18 protein-coding genes are annotated in these 17,960 nt (G+C 64.6%); 10 read left to right on the top strand and 8 right to left on the bottom strand.

The window, feature by feature from the left end; translation table 11 throughout:
- The first annotated feature begins 8 nt into the window (after window positions 1-8).
- From ACSQ27_RS00375 to ACSQ27_RS00345, 7 genes are all read left to right on the top strand, one after another.
- On the top strand, window positions 9-683 hold the full coding sequence (locus ACSQ27_RS00375) for a phytanoyl-CoA dioxygenase family protein (protein WP_436153502.1): 675 nt from the start codon (window positions 9-11) through the stop codon (window positions 681-683).
- 120 nt (window positions 684-803) lie between these two features.
- Window positions 804-1,274 (top strand): tetratricopeptide repeat protein, encoded by a 471-nt coding sequence (locus tag ACSQ27_RS00370; RefSeq protein ID WP_436153501.1) that lies wholly within the window; start codon window positions 804-806, stop codon window positions 1,272-1,274.
- A 97-nt stretch (window positions 1,275-1,371) separates the two neighbouring features.
- Window positions 1,372-1,749, top strand: coding sequence for a DUF6632 domain-containing protein (locus ACSQ27_RS00365; RefSeq protein WP_436153500.1), 378 nt, complete (start codon window positions 1,372-1,374; stop codon window positions 1,747-1,749).
- A 13-nt stretch (window positions 1,750-1,762) separates the two neighbouring features.
- Complete coding sequence (locus tag ACSQ27_RS00360; protein WP_436153499.1) at window positions 1,763-2,440, top strand: cupredoxin domain-containing protein; 678 nt, start codon at window positions 1,763-1,765, stop codon at window positions 2,438-2,440.
- A gap of 106 nt (window positions 2,441-2,546) precedes the next feature.
- Window positions 2,547-3,854: an aminotransferase class V-fold PLP-dependent enzyme gene (locus tag ACSQ27_RS00355; protein WP_436153498.1), complete on the top strand. Its 1,308-nt coding sequence runs from the start codon at window positions 2,547-2,549 to the stop codon at window positions 3,852-3,854.
- A gap of 142 nt (window positions 3,855-3,996) precedes the next feature.
- Entirely contained in the window at window positions 3,997-4,326 is a 330-nt protein-coding gene (locus ACSQ27_RS00350; protein WP_436153497.1) for a hypothetical protein, read from the top strand.
- A 14-nt stretch (window positions 4,327-4,340) separates the two neighbouring features.
- Window positions 4,341-5,201 (top strand): enoyl-CoA hydratase-related protein, encoded by an 861-nt coding sequence (locus ACSQ27_RS00345; protein WP_436153496.1) that lies wholly within the window; start codon window positions 4,341-4,343, stop codon window positions 5,199-5,201.
- Between the two features lie 12 nt (window positions 5,202-5,213).
- Here ACSQ27_RS00345 and queF read toward each other — a convergent pair whose 3' ends face one another.
- From queF to ACSQ27_RS00310, 7 genes are all read right to left on the bottom strand, one after another.
- The gene (gene queF / locus ACSQ27_RS00340; protein WP_436153495.1) at window positions 5,214-6,041 is read right to left on the bottom strand and encodes an NADPH-dependent 7-cyano-7-deazaguanine reductase QueF; all 828 of its coding nucleotides are present in this window, start codon (window positions 6,039-6,041) and stop codon (window positions 5,214-5,216) included.
- 77 nt (window positions 6,042-6,118) lie between these two features.
- On the bottom strand, window positions 6,119-7,012 hold the full coding sequence (locus ACSQ27_RS00335; RefSeq protein WP_436153494.1) for an alpha/beta fold hydrolase: 894 nt from the start codon (window positions 7,010-7,012) through the stop codon (window positions 6,119-6,121).
- A gap of 169 nt (window positions 7,013-7,181) precedes the next feature.
- Window positions 7,182-8,012, bottom strand: coding sequence for a 2OG-Fe(II) oxygenase (locus tag ACSQ27_RS00330; RefSeq protein WP_436153493.1), 831 nt, complete (start codon window positions 8,010-8,012; stop codon window positions 7,182-7,184).
- A 41-nt stretch (window positions 8,013-8,053) separates the two neighbouring features.
- Complete coding sequence (gene yaaA, locus ACSQ27_RS00325; protein ID WP_436153492.1) at window positions 8,054-8,830, bottom strand: peroxide stress protein YaaA; 777 nt, start codon at window positions 8,828-8,830, stop codon at window positions 8,054-8,056.
- A 77-nt stretch (window positions 8,831-8,907) separates the two neighbouring features.
- Entirely contained in the window at window positions 8,908-9,498 is a 591-nt protein-coding gene (locus ACSQ27_RS00320) for a DUF3501 family protein (RefSeq protein WP_436153491.1), read from the bottom strand.
- A gap of 17 nt (window positions 9,499-9,515) precedes the next feature.
- The gene (locus ACSQ27_RS00315; protein ID WP_436153490.1) at window positions 9,516-10,865 is read right to left on the bottom strand and encodes a (Fe-S)-binding protein; all 1,350 of its coding nucleotides are present in this window, start codon (window positions 10,863-10,865) and stop codon (window positions 9,516-9,518) included.
- A gap of 144 nt (window positions 10,866-11,009) precedes the next feature.
- Window positions 11,010-11,432, bottom strand: a complete 423-nt coding sequence (locus tag ACSQ27_RS00310) for a rubrerythrin family protein (protein WP_411879083.1) — start codon at window positions 11,430-11,432, stop codon at window positions 11,010-11,012.
- A 302-nt stretch (window positions 11,433-11,734) separates the two neighbouring features.
- Here ACSQ27_RS00310 and ACSQ27_RS00305 point away from each other — a divergent pair, with 302 nt between their 5' ends.
- From ACSQ27_RS00305 to ACSQ27_RS00295, 3 genes are all read left to right on the top strand, one after another.
- Complete coding sequence (locus ACSQ27_RS00305) at window positions 11,735-13,522, top strand: FAD-dependent oxidoreductase (RefSeq protein ID WP_436153489.1); 1,788 nt, start codon at window positions 11,735-11,737, stop codon at window positions 13,520-13,522.
- Window positions 13,519-13,740 (top strand): DUF2783 domain-containing protein, encoded by a 222-nt coding sequence (locus ACSQ27_RS00300; protein WP_436153488.1) that lies wholly within the window; start codon window positions 13,519-13,521, stop codon window positions 13,738-13,740. The genes ACSQ27_RS00305 and ACSQ27_RS00300 overlap by 4 nt, the downstream gene beginning before the upstream one ends.
- Window positions 13,741-13,811: 71 nt before the next feature.
- Complete coding sequence (locus ACSQ27_RS00295) at window positions 13,812-16,760, top strand: valine--tRNA ligase (RefSeq protein WP_436153487.1); 2,949 nt, start codon at window positions 13,812-13,814, stop codon at window positions 16,758-16,760.
- A 64-nt stretch (window positions 16,761-16,824) separates the two neighbouring features.
- Here ACSQ27_RS00295 and ACSQ27_RS00290 read toward each other — a convergent pair whose 3' ends face one another.
- Entirely contained in the window at window positions 16,825-17,844 is a 1,020-nt protein-coding gene (locus ACSQ27_RS00290; protein ID WP_436153486.1) for an NAD(P)-dependent oxidoreductase, read from the bottom strand.
- Window positions 17,845-17,960 lie beyond the last annotated feature (116 nt).

The following is a 17,960-nucleotide window of genomic DNA, read 5'->3' as shown; positions in this document are numbered from 1 at the left end:
TGCTAGACATGGAGCACACCGCATTCACCACCCAGGGCTTTGCGCTTGTTCCCCAGGTGCTGGGCGCCGCCGAATGCGAGTCGGTCGCGTCGCGGCTTGCGGGTATTTCTCCGGATTCGGCGGGAACGCGTGGCCTGCTGTCGCAAGCCTGGTGCCAGGCGCTTGCGGCAAACATCCGCCGGCACCCCTTGCTGGCGCCGCTGGTCCCGGTCGATTTCGCGGCCGTGCAGTGCACCTACTTTGAAAAGTCGGCATCCCGCAACTGGCTGGTGCCGGTACACCAGGACCTCAGCATCCCGGTGGCCGCTCGCGTTGCGCATGCCGGCCTGGGCGGCTGGTCGGAGAAGGAAGGCAGCCTGTACGTCCAGCCGCCGGTCGAACTGCTACAGCAGTTGGTGGCTGTGCGTTTGCACATCGATACCTGCGGCGCCGAGGACGGCCCGCTAAGGGTCGTCCCGGGTTCCCACCTGCGGGGCAAGACCGAAGCGCAGGCCGCCGCGGCGGCCCGCCAGACCCAGGCCGAAGTCATCTGCACGGCGGAACGGGGGAGCGTGATGGCCATGCGCCCGCTGCTGCTCCACGCCTCCTCCAAATCCACGGGAAACAGCCGGCGCAGGGTGTTGCACTTCTTGTTCGGGCCTCGCACACTGCCTTTCGGCCTTCAGTGGCCGCAGGCGGCCTGAGCCCTTACAAATAAATACGAGTTCCCCGCATCCGTTTGCCGCGTTCCGGCGTTTGTCTTAGGTGCTGATTCGCAGCGCATCAACTCAGTCAGTAAGCAAGCAACATTCAAGGAGCCCGACATGAACGCTTTTTCCATCCGCAACTTCATCGCCCTGCCCGTCGTCGCCTTGGCCCTGGCCGGTGCGGCCATCGCGGCCGACATCCAGACCACGCCGGTGCAGAACGCACAGATCGACGACTTCGCTGCCGGCAAGAAAGCCATAGCCGCCAAGAACTGGTCCGAAGCCGTGAGCAGCTTCAACAAGGTCGTGGCCAAGAACCCGAAGAACGCCGACGCCTACAACTACCTCGGTTACTCGAACCGCTGGCTCGGCAAGTACGACGAGGCCTTTGCCGCCTATGGCAAGGCCCTGGCGCTGGACCCCAATCACAAGGGCGCGCTGGAATATTCGGGCATCGCCTACCTGAAAACCAACCAGAAAGCCCAGGCCGACGCCCAGCTGGCCAAGCTGCAGGCGATTTGCGCCGGCTGCGAAGAAACGCGCGACCTGGCCAAGGCCGTTGCGGAATACAAGCCGGCTGCGAAGTAATAGCCGCCTAAACATCCTCCCGGCATCGTCGTGCTGCCGGGAGGTGTTGTGAGTGCTGAAAATGCGCGGCTTTCGATGACCCGAAAGAGACAAAACAATGACCGACACTGATCGCATCAAATACCTGCGCGTCGCCCTGGCGCTGACAGGCCTCATCTTTATTTTTGCGCTGTGGCCGCTCACCATCGTCTGGCCTTCCGGCTGGGCGTGGCATACGGAAGGCCGTTCGCACTACCTGGAGATGATCCTCGGCCTGTACGCAACGCTGGGCGTCTTTCTTTTGCTGGCGGCCCGCAACCCGCTGCTGCACCGCAGCCTCATCTGGTTCACCGTCTGGTCCAGCGTCGTGCACGGCGGGATCATGGCGGTGCAGTCCTTCAGCGGCCACCACACCATGGGCCACCTGTGGGGTGATGTGCTGGCGCTGTTTGTGGTGGCGGCCGTGCTGGCATTCCTCACACCGCGTGACGCATAAACGAAAGAATCCCATGACACGCACCACTTCACGAACGCTGGCATCCACCCTGCTCTTGCTGGCCGGTTTTGCCTTTTCCGCCTGGGCCGGCGCCGCCAACCTCTCCGTGCTGGTGCTCGACAAGGAAGGCAAGCCGGCGCCCGATGCTGTCGTGGTGGTCGTGCCCTCGGGCAAGCCTGGCGCAGCCCCAAGCCCGCTGCCCAGCCAGGTCACGATCTACCAGGAAAAAATGCGCTTTGTGCCGGCCGTCAGCGTGGTGGGCGTGGGCGCCAAGGCCCAGTTCGTCAACAACGATCCCTGGGAACACCATGTGCGCGCCTCGGCCGCCGGGGTGGCGCAGTTCAATGCCGCGACGGGCGAAGGCTTTGAGTTGCGCCTGGACGGCAAGCCCGAAGGCAAGCCGGCCAAAACGGCCGACGCGACTTTCACCAAGGCCGGCGCTGTGCTGCTGGGCTGCCACATCCATGGCTCCATGCGCGGCCACGTGTACGTGAGCGAATCGCCCTGGGCCGTGCTGACGAATGCCGAGGGCGTAGCGCGGGTCGAACAGTTGCCCGAGGGTGCCGCGCAGATCAAGGTCTGGCATGCCGACCAGCTGATAGACATCGCGCCGCAGGCTTACACCGTGACGGCCTCGCCGGGCAAGCTCACCTTGCAGCTCAGCGTGGTGCCGCGCCGCCGCCGGATCTGAGGGCAGCGGGCGGTCTGCCTGAAGGCCCAGGCCGCAGCCACGACGACACATGCCTGACATGTCTTGCGGATAAAAACCGCAGACATCAATCATCAGGATACGTTTCATGCTGCATGCCAATCGTCGCGGTTTTGTCATGGGCCTCATGGCCACCGCCTCCCTCACCGCGGCCAACGCCCAGGCCCAAACCCCCGCCACCGCCCGGACCCTGCCGCCCCTGCCCGCGGGCAGCGCGCAGGCCATGGCCACCGACAACGGCTACTGGGCGGCCGTCAGGTCGCTCTACACCGTGACACCCAAAACAGTGAACCTGGAAAACGGCTACTGGGGCATCATGGCCGACCCGGTGCGCAGCGAGTACCAGGCCAAGACCGACATGGTGAACCGCGAGAATTCCTATTACGCGCGTTCGCAGTTCGACGGCGACGCGACCGAAGCCCGCAAGCTGCTGGCCGCCGCCGTGGGCGCCGCCCCCGGGGAAATTGCTTTCACGCGCGGCGCCACCGAGGCCTTGCAGCTGCTGATAGGCGGCTACAACAAGCTCAGCGCGGGCGACAGCGTGCTGTTTTGCGACCTGGACTACGACTCCATGCAGTACGCGATGAACTGGCTCAAGGACAGGCGCGGCGTGAACGTGGTCAAGTTCAGCATCCCCGAGCCCGCCACGCGCGAAGCCGTGCTGCAAACCTACCGGGAAGCCCTGGCCAACAACCCCAAGGCAAAACTGCTGCTGCTCACGCACGTCAGCCACCGCACCGGGCTGGTGATGCCCGTGGCCGAGATCGCCGCGATGGCCAGGGCCCGCGGCGTGGACGTGGTGCTGGACGCCGCGCATTCCTGGGGCCAGATCGACTTCAAGGTCGCGGACCTGGGCGTGGACTTCGTCGGCTTCAACCTGCACAAGTGGATAGGCGCGCCCGTCGGCCTGGGTTTTATGTACATCGCCAAAGGACGGCTGCCCGACATAGACCGCGCGATGGCCGACGAGGACTGGCCGGCCGACGACATCCGCTCGCGCGTGCACAGCGGCACCTCCAATTTCGCGGCCCTGCTGACCCTGCCCCGGGCGCTGGCCCTGCATGCGGAAATCGGCCCCAAGGCCAAGGAGCTTCGCCTTCGCCACCTGCGCGATTACTGGGTAGCCCGCGCCCGCAAATTGAAGGGCGTCGACATCCTGACGCCTGACCAGCCCGGCATGGCCGCCGGCATCACCTCTTTCCGCCTGGCCGGCAGGACGACGCCGGACGACTACAAGGCGCTGGCGGCGCAGCTGCGCGACAGCTATGGCGTGCTGACGGTGCGCCGCACCGGCCTGGCCAAAGGCCCTTGCATACGCGTCTCCCCGGCGCTCTACACCACCGAGGCCGACCTGGACCGGCTGGTCTCGGCCCTGAAAGCCCTGGCCTCGGCCTGAGGCGCGATGGCCGGGTGGCCGGGGCCCGCCCGGCCTGTCACGATGGCTTGCAAAAATGAGCGTTTTGCAGCCACCCTGACGCTTTGCGGCCGTTGACAGAAGCTTTCACGAAACTTACATTGAAGCCTCGCACGGAGGCTTTATGTTTGACCCCTCTGACCCTTCCCAGCCCTCAACATCCGCCCGGTCGCCGTACTGGCACCACATCACGCTGGCACAGCTGCAGCGCGTCAAGGACTGGCGCGAGGCGCAGCGGGCGGCACACCCGCTTGAATGCCAGCTCTGGGAAGCGGTGCTGACGGCCTGGCTGATGGGCTGGACGGGCTGGCTGCCGGCCTACGCCTTTGAGGCGGCCTGGGCCTACCCGCTGTGCGCGCTGGGCATCCTTGCGCCGCGGCTGTATGTCTATGCCAGGGCGCGGGCGCACCTGGCGCGGCGTCTCAGGTGTGACTGGCTGGACTTGGTCGCCTGACTTAGAGTGGGGGCATGAACGCCACCACCCCACCCTCCCTGACCTGTTTCACCCTCAACACCAGCAATCACGTCGCGCATCTGGTGCTGAATCGGCCCGAGGCGATGAACACCATGCACCCGCTGTTCTGGCGCGAGCTGGACGCGGCGCTCACGCACATCCATAAAACCGGCGAGGCGCGTGTGCTGGTGATCTCCAGCACCGGTAAACATTTCAGCGCGGGCATGGCGCTGGAGACCTTCGGCAGCGGCATCGCGATGGACGACCAGAGCCCCGAAGGCCGGGCCGCCATCTTCGACCTGCTGACCGACATGCAGGCCACCTTCACCAAACTCGAGACTTTGCGCATCCCCGTGATCGCAGCCATCCAGGGCGGCTGCATAGGCGGCGCGGTCGACATGGTGACGGCCTGCTGCCTGCGCTATGCCACGGCCGACGCGTTTTTCTGCATCCAGGAAATCAACATCGGCATGGTGGCCGACGTGGGCACACTGCAGCGCCTGCCCAAGCTCCTGCCGCTGGCCGTCGTCAAGGAACTGGCCTACACCGGGCGCCGCCTGCCGGCGGCCAGGGCACTGGGCTATGGCCTGGTCAACGAGGTGTTTGATTCAGCGGAGGCCATGCTGGCCGCCGCCATGCAATGCGCCGCCGAGATCGCCGCCAAGCCGCCGGTGGCGGTCTGGGGCAGCAAGCAGGCCATCCACTATGCGCGCGACCATTCGGTGGACGACGCGCTCCGGCAGATGGGCTGGCTACAGGGCGCGATCTGGAGCAACGCACATGTACGCGAGTCCGTGACGGCCATGAAGGAAAAACGCGCGGGGCAGTTCCCGGGGCTTACGCCGCTGAAAAACTTCAGCGAGTTCGGGCAATAAACCGGGGGATTCTTACTGCCGCGCGGTGCGTACGCTGGGCGGCAGCGCCTGCGGATGGCTGGTGCGAAACGGGTTGATGTCCAGCCCGCCGCGGCGTGTGTAGCGCGCATAGACCGAGAGCTTGAGCGGTTTGCAGCGCGTCCAGATGTCCATGAAGATGCGCTCCACGCACTGCTCATGGAACTCGTTGTGGTTGCGAAAGCTCACCAGGTACTGCAGCAGGCCTTCCTGGTTGATCTGCGGGCCGGCGTAGCGGATCTGCACGCTGCCCCAGTCGGGCTGGCCGGTGACCAGGCAGTTGCTTTTGAGCAGGTTGCTGGTCAGCGTCTCTTCAACGGGCGGCTCGTCGAACTCGGCGAACAGCAGCTCGGGCGCGGGCTGGTAGTGGATGCACTCCACGTCCAGCCGGTCCAGGTTCAGGCCGTCGAGTTCGTGCACCGGCTCGCGATCGAACAGCTCGGGGCCCAGGGTCTTGATGCCCACGCCCATGCCCACCACGGCGTTGAGGTCGGCGCGTATGCGTTCGCGCACGTCGCGCGCGTCGGCAAAGCGCGTGTTGTTAAAGCTGTTGAGGTAGAGCTTGAAGGACTTGCTCTCGACAATGTTGGGCGATTCGCAGGGCACGGTGATCTGGGCCAGCGCCACCTGGGGTTTGCCGCGCAGGTTGAGCCAGCTGAGTTCAAACGCCGTCCACAGGTCGGCGCCGAAAAATGGCGGCGTGCCGGTGACGCCGATTTCGGCGCGTTTGCCTTCGCGCGGGATGGGAAACAGCAGCGAGGCGTCGTACTGGTCGATGTAGGCGGACGTCTTGCCGAGCTGCGATTGTTCTGGGGTGTTCATGCCTCTATTTTCGCAGCTAACCGTGAAGCGAAAGGGCGCCCCGGCCAATCGACAACCCTTTCGGTGGGGCCATACCTTTAAGCGTGGGCCTGGAAGTGCGGAATCAAGAGTGCGAGCAGGCGCTCAACGACACCCGGCGGCAAATCATGGCCCATGCCCTCAATGCTTTCAAAGCGCGCGCCGGGAATGCGCCTGGCCGTGTCCTGGCCGCAGGCCATGGGCATCAGCGGGTCGGCACGGCCGTGCACCACCAGCGTGGGCGCCGTCACCTTTGCCAGCGCCGCAGCGCGTGTGCCGTCGGCGGCAATCGCCACCATCTGGCGCACAACGCCTTGCGGGTGGAAGCTGCGCTGCGCCGCGGCGGCGACCTTTTCGCGCAGCTCGGCGTCGGGCGTGGGAAAGCCGGGGCTGCCGATGGCCTTGAGCAGCCGCGCTGTGTGGTCTACGGCCGCCTGCACGCCCTTGCCGGCGGGCCGGCTCAGCAATATGCGGGTCACGGCCGGGCTGGCTTCGGGCAGGCCGCGCGCGCCGCTGGAACTCATGATGCTGGACAGGCTGAGCAGCCGCGAAGGTGCGAGCACCGCCAGGCGCTGCGCCACCATGCCGCCCATGCTGACACCCACCACATGCGCCTTGGCGATGTTGAGCGCATCCAGCACACCCAGCGTGTCGGCGGCCATGTCTTCCATGCTGTAAGGCGGGCGTATACGCCAGCCGAGGCGGAACTTGAGGCCCTCCCAGAGCAGGTTGGGCTTGCCCAGGTGGTCGAAATGCTGGGACAGGCCGATGTCGCGGTTGTCCAGGCGCACAACGCGAAAACCCGCATCGGCAATCGCCTGCACCATGGCCGGCGGCCAGGCGATCAGCTGCATGCCCAAGCCCATGATGAGCAGCACCACGGGCCGGCCGCTGGTGTCGCCGGGGTGGGTGTCTTCGATTTCTATATCAATGTTGTTAGCTTTGATTTTCATGGTGGATTATGGTGTCCGCCCCGAAGCACGCCAATCATCCGGTTTTCAATCTGCGTAAATCTGCGAAATCTGCGGATAAAGAGTTCATCCGCAGATTTCGCAGATTTACGCAGATGAAGACATCATGATTTGAAGTCTTCGTTCAGCCTATAGAGATAAGGGGTGAAGATCAAATGAACTCTCTTTCCCGGAGCCACTTGGTAGCGATCCATTTCTCGCCGGTTTTAACCGGCTCGCCGCCATGCAGCGTCAGGCTGGCCGGATGCGCCAGCGCATAGCTGAAGAACACCGCGCTGCCACGTTGCGGCCGCACACGCAGGCCTATGTCGGGGAATACCGTGGCGCCACCCTCTTCGGGTTCCTGCAGGTACATGATCAGGCTGGCCACGCGCTGGCCGCCGCGGCGCAGGATGGCCGCCGTTCCGGGTTCGCCGGGATCGAAATAGTCGTAATGCGGTTTGTACTCGGCGCCGCGCCCGTAGCGCAGCACCTGCAGGCCTTCGCCGTTTTGCACCGGCCAGTTCAGCAGCCTCGCGATGCGCGCCTCGATGCGGCTCACCACCTCGTTCTCGCCGCGCGTGTAAAACATGCCGTGGCTGGTGCGGTCGTGGTTGAGTTCTTCGCCGCCGGTGCGGATGTCCACGGTCAGCGAACGCGCCAGGCGCGGCTCGGCCGCTTCCATCAGTGCCTCGCATTCAGCCGTGCTGAGCAGGTTGCCGAAGACCCAGAGCTCGGGCGCGCTGCGGTGCTCGCTCACCGTCACCCATTTGTCGCCCGCATCCACCATGGCGCCTGAGGCATCGGCCTTGACCCAGGGCACGGCCTGCGCTGGCTGCGGTATCGCGGCGCCGGGCACCGGCAGGCCCAGGGCCTGGTTGGCGGCGGCCGCTTGCCAGCCGGCATCCAGCAGCGCCTGAAAAACCTCGTGCGGCGTGTAGCCGGTCGCGAGCTGTGCCGCCACCCAGTCCTGCATCTCGCGCGTGAGGGTCTGGGCTTGCATGGCAGGCTGACGGGCTGGCGGGCTGGCGGGGTTGGGGCCGTTCAGGCGGCCTGCTTGCGCCGGAACACCAACCGGTCGGGCTCGGAGGCCTTGGGGTCGAAGCGGTAACCCTCGGCGTCAAAGCTTTCGAGTTTTTTGACCGTGGCAATTTTTTTCTCGATCGCATAACGCGCCATGAGGCCGCGGGCGCGCTTGGCGAAGAAGCTGATGACCTTGTATTGGCCGCCCTTGAACTCTTCAAACACGCAGCTCACCACACGCGCTTTCAGCGCCTTGCGGTCCACGGCCTTGAAGTATTCCTCGCTGGCCAGGTTGATGATGACGGGCGAGGTGTCGGCCGCGGCGCGCTCATTGAGGTAAGCGGAAATCTGCGAGCCCCAGAACTGGTAGAGGTTTTTGCCCTGGGGCGTGGCCAGTGCCGTGCCCATCTCAAGGCGGTAGGGCTGCATGCGATCCAGCGGCCGCAGCACGCCGTAAAGGCCGCTCAGGATGCAGAGATGGTCTTGCGCCCAATCGAGCTGCGCCTTGTTCAGTGTTTTGGCATTGATGCCGCCGTACACATCGCCGTCAAAGGCCAGCGCGGCCTGTTTGGAATTCTTCGCGGTGAATTTGGGCGACCAGGCCTGGTAACGCGCCACGTTCAGGCCGGCCAGCGCGTCCGACAGTTTCATCAGCGTGCCGATCTGCTGCGGGGTCCGGGTTTTCAACACTTCAATCAGTTGCGCCGACTGGCGCGTGAACAGGGGTTGAGTGTGGGTGTCTACGTGCGGCGGCGTGTCGTAGTCCAGCGACTTGGCCGGCGAGATGAGAAACAGCATGCTTGGAATTTTGGGTAAGGCGAAACCCCCACTTTACGACAGGCGGACCACGGCACAGACAGCTGCCGGCAAAAGCCTTAATGCAGGTCGCTGACCAATGACGCCAGGGTTTCCGCCGGAATCGTCGTATGCGCCGGGTAATGCGTATGGTCGCAGCCCAACTTGACGCCGGCACCGGCCTTGACCGCCGCGCACATGGCCGGGTCCAGCTCGAAACGCACAAAGTGCACGGCCGAGGTTTTTTCGTCGTTTTCACGGTCCATGTCCTCGTCGGCAATCGCGTAGACGCGGGCATGGCCTTCGACCTCCACAAACATGCGGTCCTCCACGCCGATCAGCCGCGCCAGTTCACGCTTGCGCTCGTTGACGTCGGGGTACTCCAGCATCAGCGTGCCCTTCCAGTTGCTGCCGTCAGGCATCAGCGGGGCATAGGCGTCGATCTCCTGTTCTATGCCCTCATCCTCAAAGATCTTCTCCACGCGCAGCATCTCCTGGATCTGGTAGCGGATGCTGGTCTCGCTTTCAAACTGCAGGTTGATGTGCTCGCCCAGGCGCACGCTGCGCAGCTTGCGGTGGGCGATGATGGTCGCCTTGTTTTCCTTGCGGTATTTGCTGTAGGCCTCCAGCGTCATCAGGGAGTCGCGGGTGATCTTTCCGGTGGTCTTCATGGCGGCTTCCTCATTCCTTATTTGAGGCCGTAGGCCGTGCGTATCAAAGTGAGCGGATGCTTTTGCGGCGGCGCGCCCAGGCTGTTGACCTCAAAGCCCTGGGCGATGTGGTGGCCGCCCAGGGGGCAGTCGCTGCTGATCACATCGGGCAGGCCGCCGTCCTTGTGGCTGGCCATGGCCTTGAACAGCGGTTTACCGATCTTCATGGCCTGCTGGTGGTAGGGCACCTTGACGCCGAAGGTGCCGGCATGGCCCGAACAGCGCTCGTGCGTGTGCACGCTGGTGCCGGGCACCATCTTGAGCATTTCCTCGGTCTTCTTGCCGATGTTCTGCACCCGGCCGTGGCAGGGGATCTGGTAGCTGACCTTGCCCAGCGGCGTGGGGAATTCGGTCTTGAGCAGGCCGTCGCGCCTGCGCGCCATCAGGTATTCGAACGGATCCCACATGTGCTCCTTGACGAGCTGCACCTCGGCATCATCGGGGTACATCAACGGCAGCTCCTGCTTGAACATCAGGGTGCAGCTGGGCACGGCGCTCAGGATGGCGTAGCCGTCTTTGGCGTACTTCACGAGCACGGGGATGTTGGCCTCCTTGCTGCGGTTCACCGAGGCCAGGTCGCCGAGCTCCAGCTTGGGCATGCCGCAGCATTTTTCCTTTTCAACCAGCACATAGGGCACCTCGTTGTGGTCCAGCACCTTGAGCAGGTCATGGCCTATGCCGGGCTCGTTGTAGTTGATGTAGCAGGTGGAATAAATCACCACCTTGCCGGGTGTCTTGGCGCCGTCTTTCACCGCGTGCGGCGGTGATTCGGGCGCGCCGGAACGGAATTTCTTCGCGGCGAGGTCCGGCAGCCAGGCGTTCTTGTCGACGCCCAGCACTTTTTCCATCACGGCGCGCGCCGGCTTTGTCTTGTTGACCGCATTGGCCACCTGGACCACGATGGGGATGCCGGCGAACTGGCCGTGCACGTCGGTGGAGGACAAAAACCTTTCACCCGCGCCCACCTCGCCCTTCTTGAACTTGATGGCCTTGGCGCGCAGCATGGTGTGGGGGAAGTCGAGGTTGAACTCGTGCGGCGGCACATAGGGGCATTTGGTCATGTAGCAGAGGTCGCACATATAGCACTGGTCGACCACCTTCATGTAGTCCTTCTTGTCCACGCCGTCGACCTCGCCGGTCTTGCTTTCGTCGACCAGGTCGAACAGCGTGGGGAAGGCGCCGCACAGGCTCACGCAGCGGCGGCAGCCATGGCAGATGTCGAAGATGCGCTCCATCTCGTGGAGGGCCGCGTCCTCGTTGTAGAAGTCCGGATTTTTCCAGTCGATCGCGTGGCGCGTGGGCGCCTGGAGGTTGCCTTCTGTGGCCATGGTTTTGTCTCTTCCATTGCTCCCTCGCCCCACCGGGGAGAGGGTTGGGGTGAGGGGGGTGCAGCCAAGGTGAAAGCAAGGCTCAATCTATCGCCTCTCGCCCTCACCCTAACCCTCTCCCAGAGGGAGAGGGAACCAGCAGCCTTAATCGACCAGTTCTGCGAGAGCCTTGGTGTACCGATTGGCGTGTGAGCGTTCGGCTTTTGCCAAGGTCTCAAACCAGTCGGCCACTTCGTCATGGCCTTCGTCGCGCGCGGTCTTGGCCATGCCGGGGTACATGTCGGTGTACTCGTGGGTTTCGCCGGCCACGGCGGATGCGAGGTTGTCGCGCGTGGCGCCGAAGGGCATGCCGGTGGCGGGGTCGCCGCACTGCTCCAGCCATTCGAGGTGGCCGTGGGCATGGCCGGTTTCACCTTCCGCGGTCGAGCGGAACAGCGCCGCGACGTCGGGCTGGCCTTCAACGTCGGCCTTGTTCGCAAAATAGAGGTAGCGGCGGTTGGCCTGCGATTCGCCGGCAAATGCGGCTTTCAGGTTCTCTTCCGTCCTGGAGCCTTTGAGAGCAGCCATGGAAATCTCCTTCGTGGGTTGATGGATGAACAAATCGCCAATGCTTCAAGCCCCTGCCCCAAAAGTCCAGGCGCGAAGACCGAAGACCAAAACACCTTAGACCTGTTCGGCCGCTTCGTCTAATTGCCGGAATCAATGCATGGAATTGATAAAAACTATAAATACGTAAGCATTAATAACAACCATCAATTGCGAGCCATGCCGTCATAGGGCTTTGCCTGAAAAGCTGACGGCCGCCCTTTTTGAAATTACGTTATGGTAGATTGATTACGAATAGGTAAACAAGACAAGAGGCGCAGCCCATGTCCGAGACAACACCCACCCAAGACAAGCCGCCCGCCGCGCTGGCCGCCGCCTTCACCAACGGCTATGAGTTCGCCCAGGGCGCGGGTTACACCCTGCCCGAATACCCCTTCGTCGAGCCGCCGGAGCTACGCACGGGCGAGGTCAAACGCCACGCCGTCGCCATCGTGGGTGGCGGCATCACCGGGCTGACGCTGGCCTGCGCGCTGGCGCAGTACGGCATCCGGGCCGTGCTGCTGGATGAGGACAACACCGTGGGCGTCAAAGGCGCCTCCTCGCGCGGCATCTGCTATGCGCAAAAAAGCCTGGAGATCTTCAAGCGCCTGGGCATTTACGAGCGCATCGCGGCCCGGGGCGTGCAGTGGAGCGTGGGCCGCACCTTCGCGGGCAGCGACGAGGTCTACGCCTTCGACTTGCGCCAGCAGCAGACCCATTCGCTGAGCCGCCAGCCGCCCTTTATCAACATCCAGCAGTTTTACGTCGAGGGTTTCCTGGTCGAGCAGCTGTACAGTCCTGCGCCCGAAGACCGCCGGGTCGATATCCGCTGGAGCCACCGCGTCACCGGTTTCGAGCAGAACGAGGACTTCGCGACGCTGCAGCTGGAAACGCCGGCCGGCGCCTACACCCTGGAGGCCGAGCATGTGATCGATTGCAGCGGCTCGCGCAGCCCGTTTCGCGCCTGGTGCGGCGCCACCGTGACGGCGCAACAGGGCGACGACCGCTGGTGCATTGCCGACGTGCGCTTCAAGAACCCGCCGCCGGTGGAGCGCCACACCTGGATAGAGGCACCGTTTAACGAAGGCCGGGCCGTCTGGCAGCACCTGATGGCCGACGGCGTCTGGCGCATCGACTACCAGATGCCGCCGCACGCCAAGGCCGAAGAGGTCAGCCGCGAGGACGTGGTGCGCGCCCGCCTCAAGGCGCAGTTCAAGAGCCAGGCCGGCCAGCTGCTGGACGACAGCGACTACGAGATCGTCTGGGTCGGCCCCTATGCCTACCGCAGCGAATGCCTGGACAGCCTGCGCCACGGCCGCGTGTTTTTTGCCGGCGACGCGGCCCACGTGATGAGCCCCTTCGGCGCGCGCGGCGGCAACTCGGGCGTGCAGGACGCCGACAACCTGGCCTGGAAGCTGGCCGCCGTGCTGCAGGGCCGCGCCGCGCCCGCCCTGCTGGGCAGCTACCACCACGAGCGGCATGAGGCGGCCACGCACAACGTATTGGTCACCAACCGCACGGCGCGGTTTTTGCGGCCTGCCGATGGCGCCGAGCGCTTGTTCCGCACGGCGGCGCTGGGCCTGGCGCGCGAGCATGTGTTCGCGCGGCAACTCGTGAACACCGGCCGCATGTCCACGCCCAACCACTACACGCGCTCGGGTGCCTGCGACCCCTCCGGCGGGCGCGCGACGCAGAACGTGGGTTTTGCCTGGCCCGGCGGCCGCCCCGGCGAACTGCTGGACCTGCTGGCCTGGGCCCAGGGCCGCTTGCTGCTGCTGGCCTTTGGCGATGTCTCCGCCGCCGCGCTGGCGCGCCTGGCGGCGCTGTCGGTGGAGGCCGGCATACGCTGCGTGCAGGTGGTCGGCCCCGGCGAGAAGGCTGCGGCCATGGAACACGTGATTGACGACCAGGGCCACCTGCAGGCGACCTGCCACGTCTTCGGCCACGCCTGGGCGCTGCTGCGGCCCGACGGCCATGTCGCCGCCACCGGCGAGAGTGTGGACGCCTCGCTGGTCCACGCGGTGGCCGCCGCGCTGGGCGCCAGCGCCCACGCCGGAAAGGAAAACGCATGAAACCCGACAGCCCCCTGAGCACGCGCCTGCATTTCCAGGACGCCGATGCGTTTTACGAATGCCTGCTGGACGCCCACCAGGGCCTGAGCCGCGAGGAGTCCGAGTTGCTCAATGCCCGGCTGATCCTGCTGATGGCCAACCAGCTGGGCGACACCGCGGTGCTGCGGGCCTGCGTGGCGGCCGCAAAGACATCGGGTCCGCCAGGGCGTACGGGCTAAAGCAGGCCCCGGGCCTTCCAGTCGAATAAAATCAGGGCAGTTTCCCCCAACCCCAAGGCGGCATCCCCTCGATGCCGTTTTTCATTGCCCCCATGACCAACGCTGCCGCCCCCGCCCCTGCCGATACCGCCACCCCCGCCGCGGAGGCCGTCAAAGTCCCGACACCGGGGCTGGACAGCCTGGCCAAATCCTTCGAGCCGGCCGCCATTGAGAGCCGCTGGGGCCCCGAATGGGAGCAAAGCGGCCAGTACGAGCCCACGCTGGACGCGGCCAAGCCCTCGTTCTCCATCCAGCTGCCGCCGCCCAATGTGACGGGCACGCTGCACATGGGCCACGCCTTCAACCAGACCATCATGGATTCGCTCACGCGCTACCACCGCATGCGCGGCCACAACACGCTGTGGGTGCCCGGCACCGACCACGCCGGCATCGCCACGCAGATCGTGGTGGAGCGCAAGCTGCAGGGCGAAGGCAAAAGCCGCCACGACCTCGGCCGCAAGAACTTCGTCGCCAAGGTCTGGGAATGGAAGGAAGAGTCCGGCACCACCATCACGCGCCAGATGCGCCGCATGGGCGACTCGGTGGCCTGGAAGCACGAGTACTTCACCATGGACCCGAAGATGTCCACGGTGGTCACCTCGACCTTTGTGCAGCTTTATGAACAGGGCCTGATCTACCGCGGCAAGCGCCTGGTGAACTGGGATCCCATCCTCAAGTCCGCCGTGTCCGACCTGGAAGTCGAGAACGAAGAGCGCGACAGCTTCATGTGGCACATCGAGTACCCCTTCAGCGACGGCCCGCAAAAAGCCGCTGACGGATCGCCGCTGCGCGGCATGCACATCGCCACCACACGGCCCGAAACCATGCTGGCCGACGGCGCGCTGGCGGTGCACCCCGACGACGAGCGCTACAAACACCTGGTCGGCAAGATGGTCGACCTGCCGCTGTGCGACCGCAAGATCCCGGTGATCACCGACGACTACGTCGATCCGGCCTTCGGCAGCGGCGTGGTGAAGATCACCGGCGCGCACGACTTCAACGACTACCAGGTCGCGCTGCGCCACGACCTGCCGCTGATCACCATCTTCACGCTGGACGCGAAGATCAACGAAAACGGCCCGGTGCAATACCAGGGCCTGGACCGCTACGACTGCCGCAAGGCCGTGCTCAAGGACCTGGAGGAACAGGGCTTCCTCGAAAAGGCCGTGCCGCACAAAAACATGGTGCCGGTTTGCGCGCGCACCGGCGCGGTGGTCGAGCCCATGCTGACCGACCAGTGGTTTGTCGCGCTGAGCAAGGTCAGCGAGCAGGACCCGACCGGAAAATCCATTTCGCAGAAGGCGCGTGACGCCGTGAGCAGCGGCGAGGTCAAGTTCGTGCCCGAGCAGTGGGTCAACACCTACAACCAGTGGATGAACAACATCCAGGACTGGTGCATCTCGCGCCAGCTCTGGTGGGGCCACCAGATCCCGGCCTGGTACGACGAAGACGGCAAGGTCTATGTCGCCACCAGCGAGGAAGAAGCGCAGAAGCAGGCGCCCGGCAAAAAGCTCACGCGCGACGAAGACGTGCTGGACACCTGGTACTCGTCGGCGCTGGTGCCCTTCTCTTCCCTGGGCTGGCCCGAGAAGACCAAGGAGCTTGACCTCTTCCTGCCTTCCAGCGTGCTGGTCACCGGCTACGACATCATCTTCTTCTGGGTCGCCCGGATGATCATGATGACCACACACTTCACCGGCCAGGTGCCCTTCAAACACGTGTACATCCACGGCCTGGTGAAAGACGCCCAGGGCAAGAAGATGAGCAAGTCCGAAGGCAATGTGCTGGACCCGGTCGATTTGATCGACGGCATCGAGCTCGCCCCCCTGCTCGAAAAACGCTCGCAAGGCCTGCGCAAGCCCGAGACCGCGCCGCAGGTGCGCAAGAACACCGAAAAGGAATTCCCCGCCGGCATTCCGGGTTACGGCGCCGATGCGCTGCGTTTTACCTTCGCCTCGCTGGCCAGCCTGGGCCGCAGCATCAACTTCGACAGCAAGCGCTGCGAGGGCTACCGCAACTTCTGCAACAAGCTCTGGAACGCCACGCGCTTCACGCTGATGAACTGCGAAGGCCAGGACTGCGGGCTTGAAGAGCACACCAAAGAGCAGTGCGCGCCCGGCGGCGAGTTCCACAACTACCTGAGCTTCTCGCAGGCCGACCGCTGGATTTCATCGACCATGCAGCGCGTGGAAGCCGACGTGGCCAAGGGCTTTGCCGACTACCGCCTCGACAACGTCGCCGGCAGCATCTACCAGTTCGTCTGGGACGAGTTCTGCGACTGGTACCTCGAAATCGCCAAGGTACAGATCCAGACCGGCAACGACGCGCAAAAGCGCGCCACGCGCCGCACCTTGATCCGCACGCTCGAAGCCATCCTGCGCCTGGCACACCCGCTGATCCCCTTCATCACCGAAGAACTGTGGCAGACCGTGGCCCCCATCGCCGGCAAGACCGGCAAGTTCATCGGCGTCGCACCCTACCCACAAAGCCAGCCCGAGAAGATCGACGAAAAAGCCGAAGCCCACGTCGCCAAACTCAAGACCCTGGTCGACGCCTGCCGCAACCTGCGCGGCGAGATGAAGGTCTCGCCGGCCACGCGCCTGCCGCTGTTTGTGGTCGGCGACAGCGCCTTCATGACCGGCGTGGCACCCGTGCTCAAGTCGCTGGCCAAGCTCAGCGAAGTCAAGGTGTTCGACGACCAAGCCAGTTGGGCCGCCGCGGCACAGTCTGCACCGGTGGCCATCGTCGGCGAAGCGCGCCTGTGCCTTTTCATGGAAGTCGATCTGGCGGCGGAAAAGATGCGCCTGCAAAAGGAAGAGGCTCGCCTGACGGGAGAGATCACCAAGTCCGAAACCAAGCTCGCCAATGAAGCTTTCGTCAACAAGGTGCCCCCGGCCGTGCTGGAGCAGGAACGCAAGCGCCTGGCCGATAACCAGGCAGCCCTGGCCAAAATCCGCGAGCAGCTGGCGCGCTTGAAGTAAAAGACCAAACGCCACCCACAAAAAAGCCCCGGTCAACGGGGCTTTTTTTATGGCGGCCGCGTGTTCAACGGATCATGAACTCCGGCTCGGACCATTGCGACGGAGAGACCCCGCCCGGCAACTCCAGGTCCATGGGCGAGCTGGGCAACTGGTCCATGCCGCTGTGCGTTGTTGTGCCTATGGCTTCGTGCATGCGGTGCGCCACATACCAGCTCGAGCGCAGGCGCGCCTCGCGCGTGTGCGAGCCCAGGCGAGGCGTGACGAACAGGTTCTTCAGGCCCTTGAGCGGCGAGGTGTCGCCCAGGAAGCTGGCTTCGGCGCCGTCCAGGATGCAGGCCTCGATGCGGCCGTCGCACAGCGCCGCGGCCAGCGCGGCTTCGTCAAACAGTTCGCTGCGGCTGATGCCCACCCACAGCTGGTTGCGCCGGCAGGCGGCCAGCAGTTTTTCATTCACAAAGCCGCGGAAACGCGTGGCGTAGAGCATCTGCACCGAGACCGCGTCGGCCTGGCTGACCAGCTCGGGCAGGGACACCGGCTGTATGCGCAGGCGCTCCCAGATCGGCGCGGTATGGTGCACCGCCGGGTCGTAGCCTATGAGGCGCACGCCCAGCCCGCTCAGCATGCCGGCCAGCGTGTGCGCCGTCGGCGCCAGGCCCAGGATGCCCACGGTGCTGCCGTGCAGCTCGCGCCCCATCTGCGTCGTCGGGTGGCGGCGCCCCATCAGGGCCGAAACCAGGCCGCGGCGGTACAGCAGCAGCAGGCTGCTGAGCAAATATTCGGCATTGGAGCGAACGTTGGCGCTGCTGGCGTGCACGACCTTGATGTCGCGCTCCTTGCAGGCTTCGAGGTCGGTGTTGTCCGTGCCCACGTGCAGGCGGCCCACGGCCTTGATCTTGGGCAGGAAGTCGAGGAATTCACGCGTCACCACGGTCTGCCGCGGAAACACGATGCCCTTGGTCTTGTAGGCGATCTTGCGCAGCGAAGTCAGGTCGTCGGCGAGCTCAGGGTGGTAGCCCACGCTGTGGCGGGTCTCGAGCCAGGCCATGGCCTCGGGCACCAGCGCGTCAAGAAGTAAGATGTCCACCCAGTGAGTCCTTTTTCCTGCAGACCGCAATTTGCGCGGTTTGACCACGTCAAGTCGAGCGTTTGTCCGACCTGAATCGATGTATCAACAACGCAACACTCTAGTCTTTTCCCCGA

The sequence above is a fragment of the Polaromonas sp. LjRoot131 genome (genome assembly GCF_964252805.1).
GTDB lineage: Bacteria > Pseudomonadota > Gammaproteobacteria > Burkholderiales > Burkholderiaceae_C > Polaromonas.
This window is presented reverse-complemented; position numbering and strand designations above follow the sequence as displayed.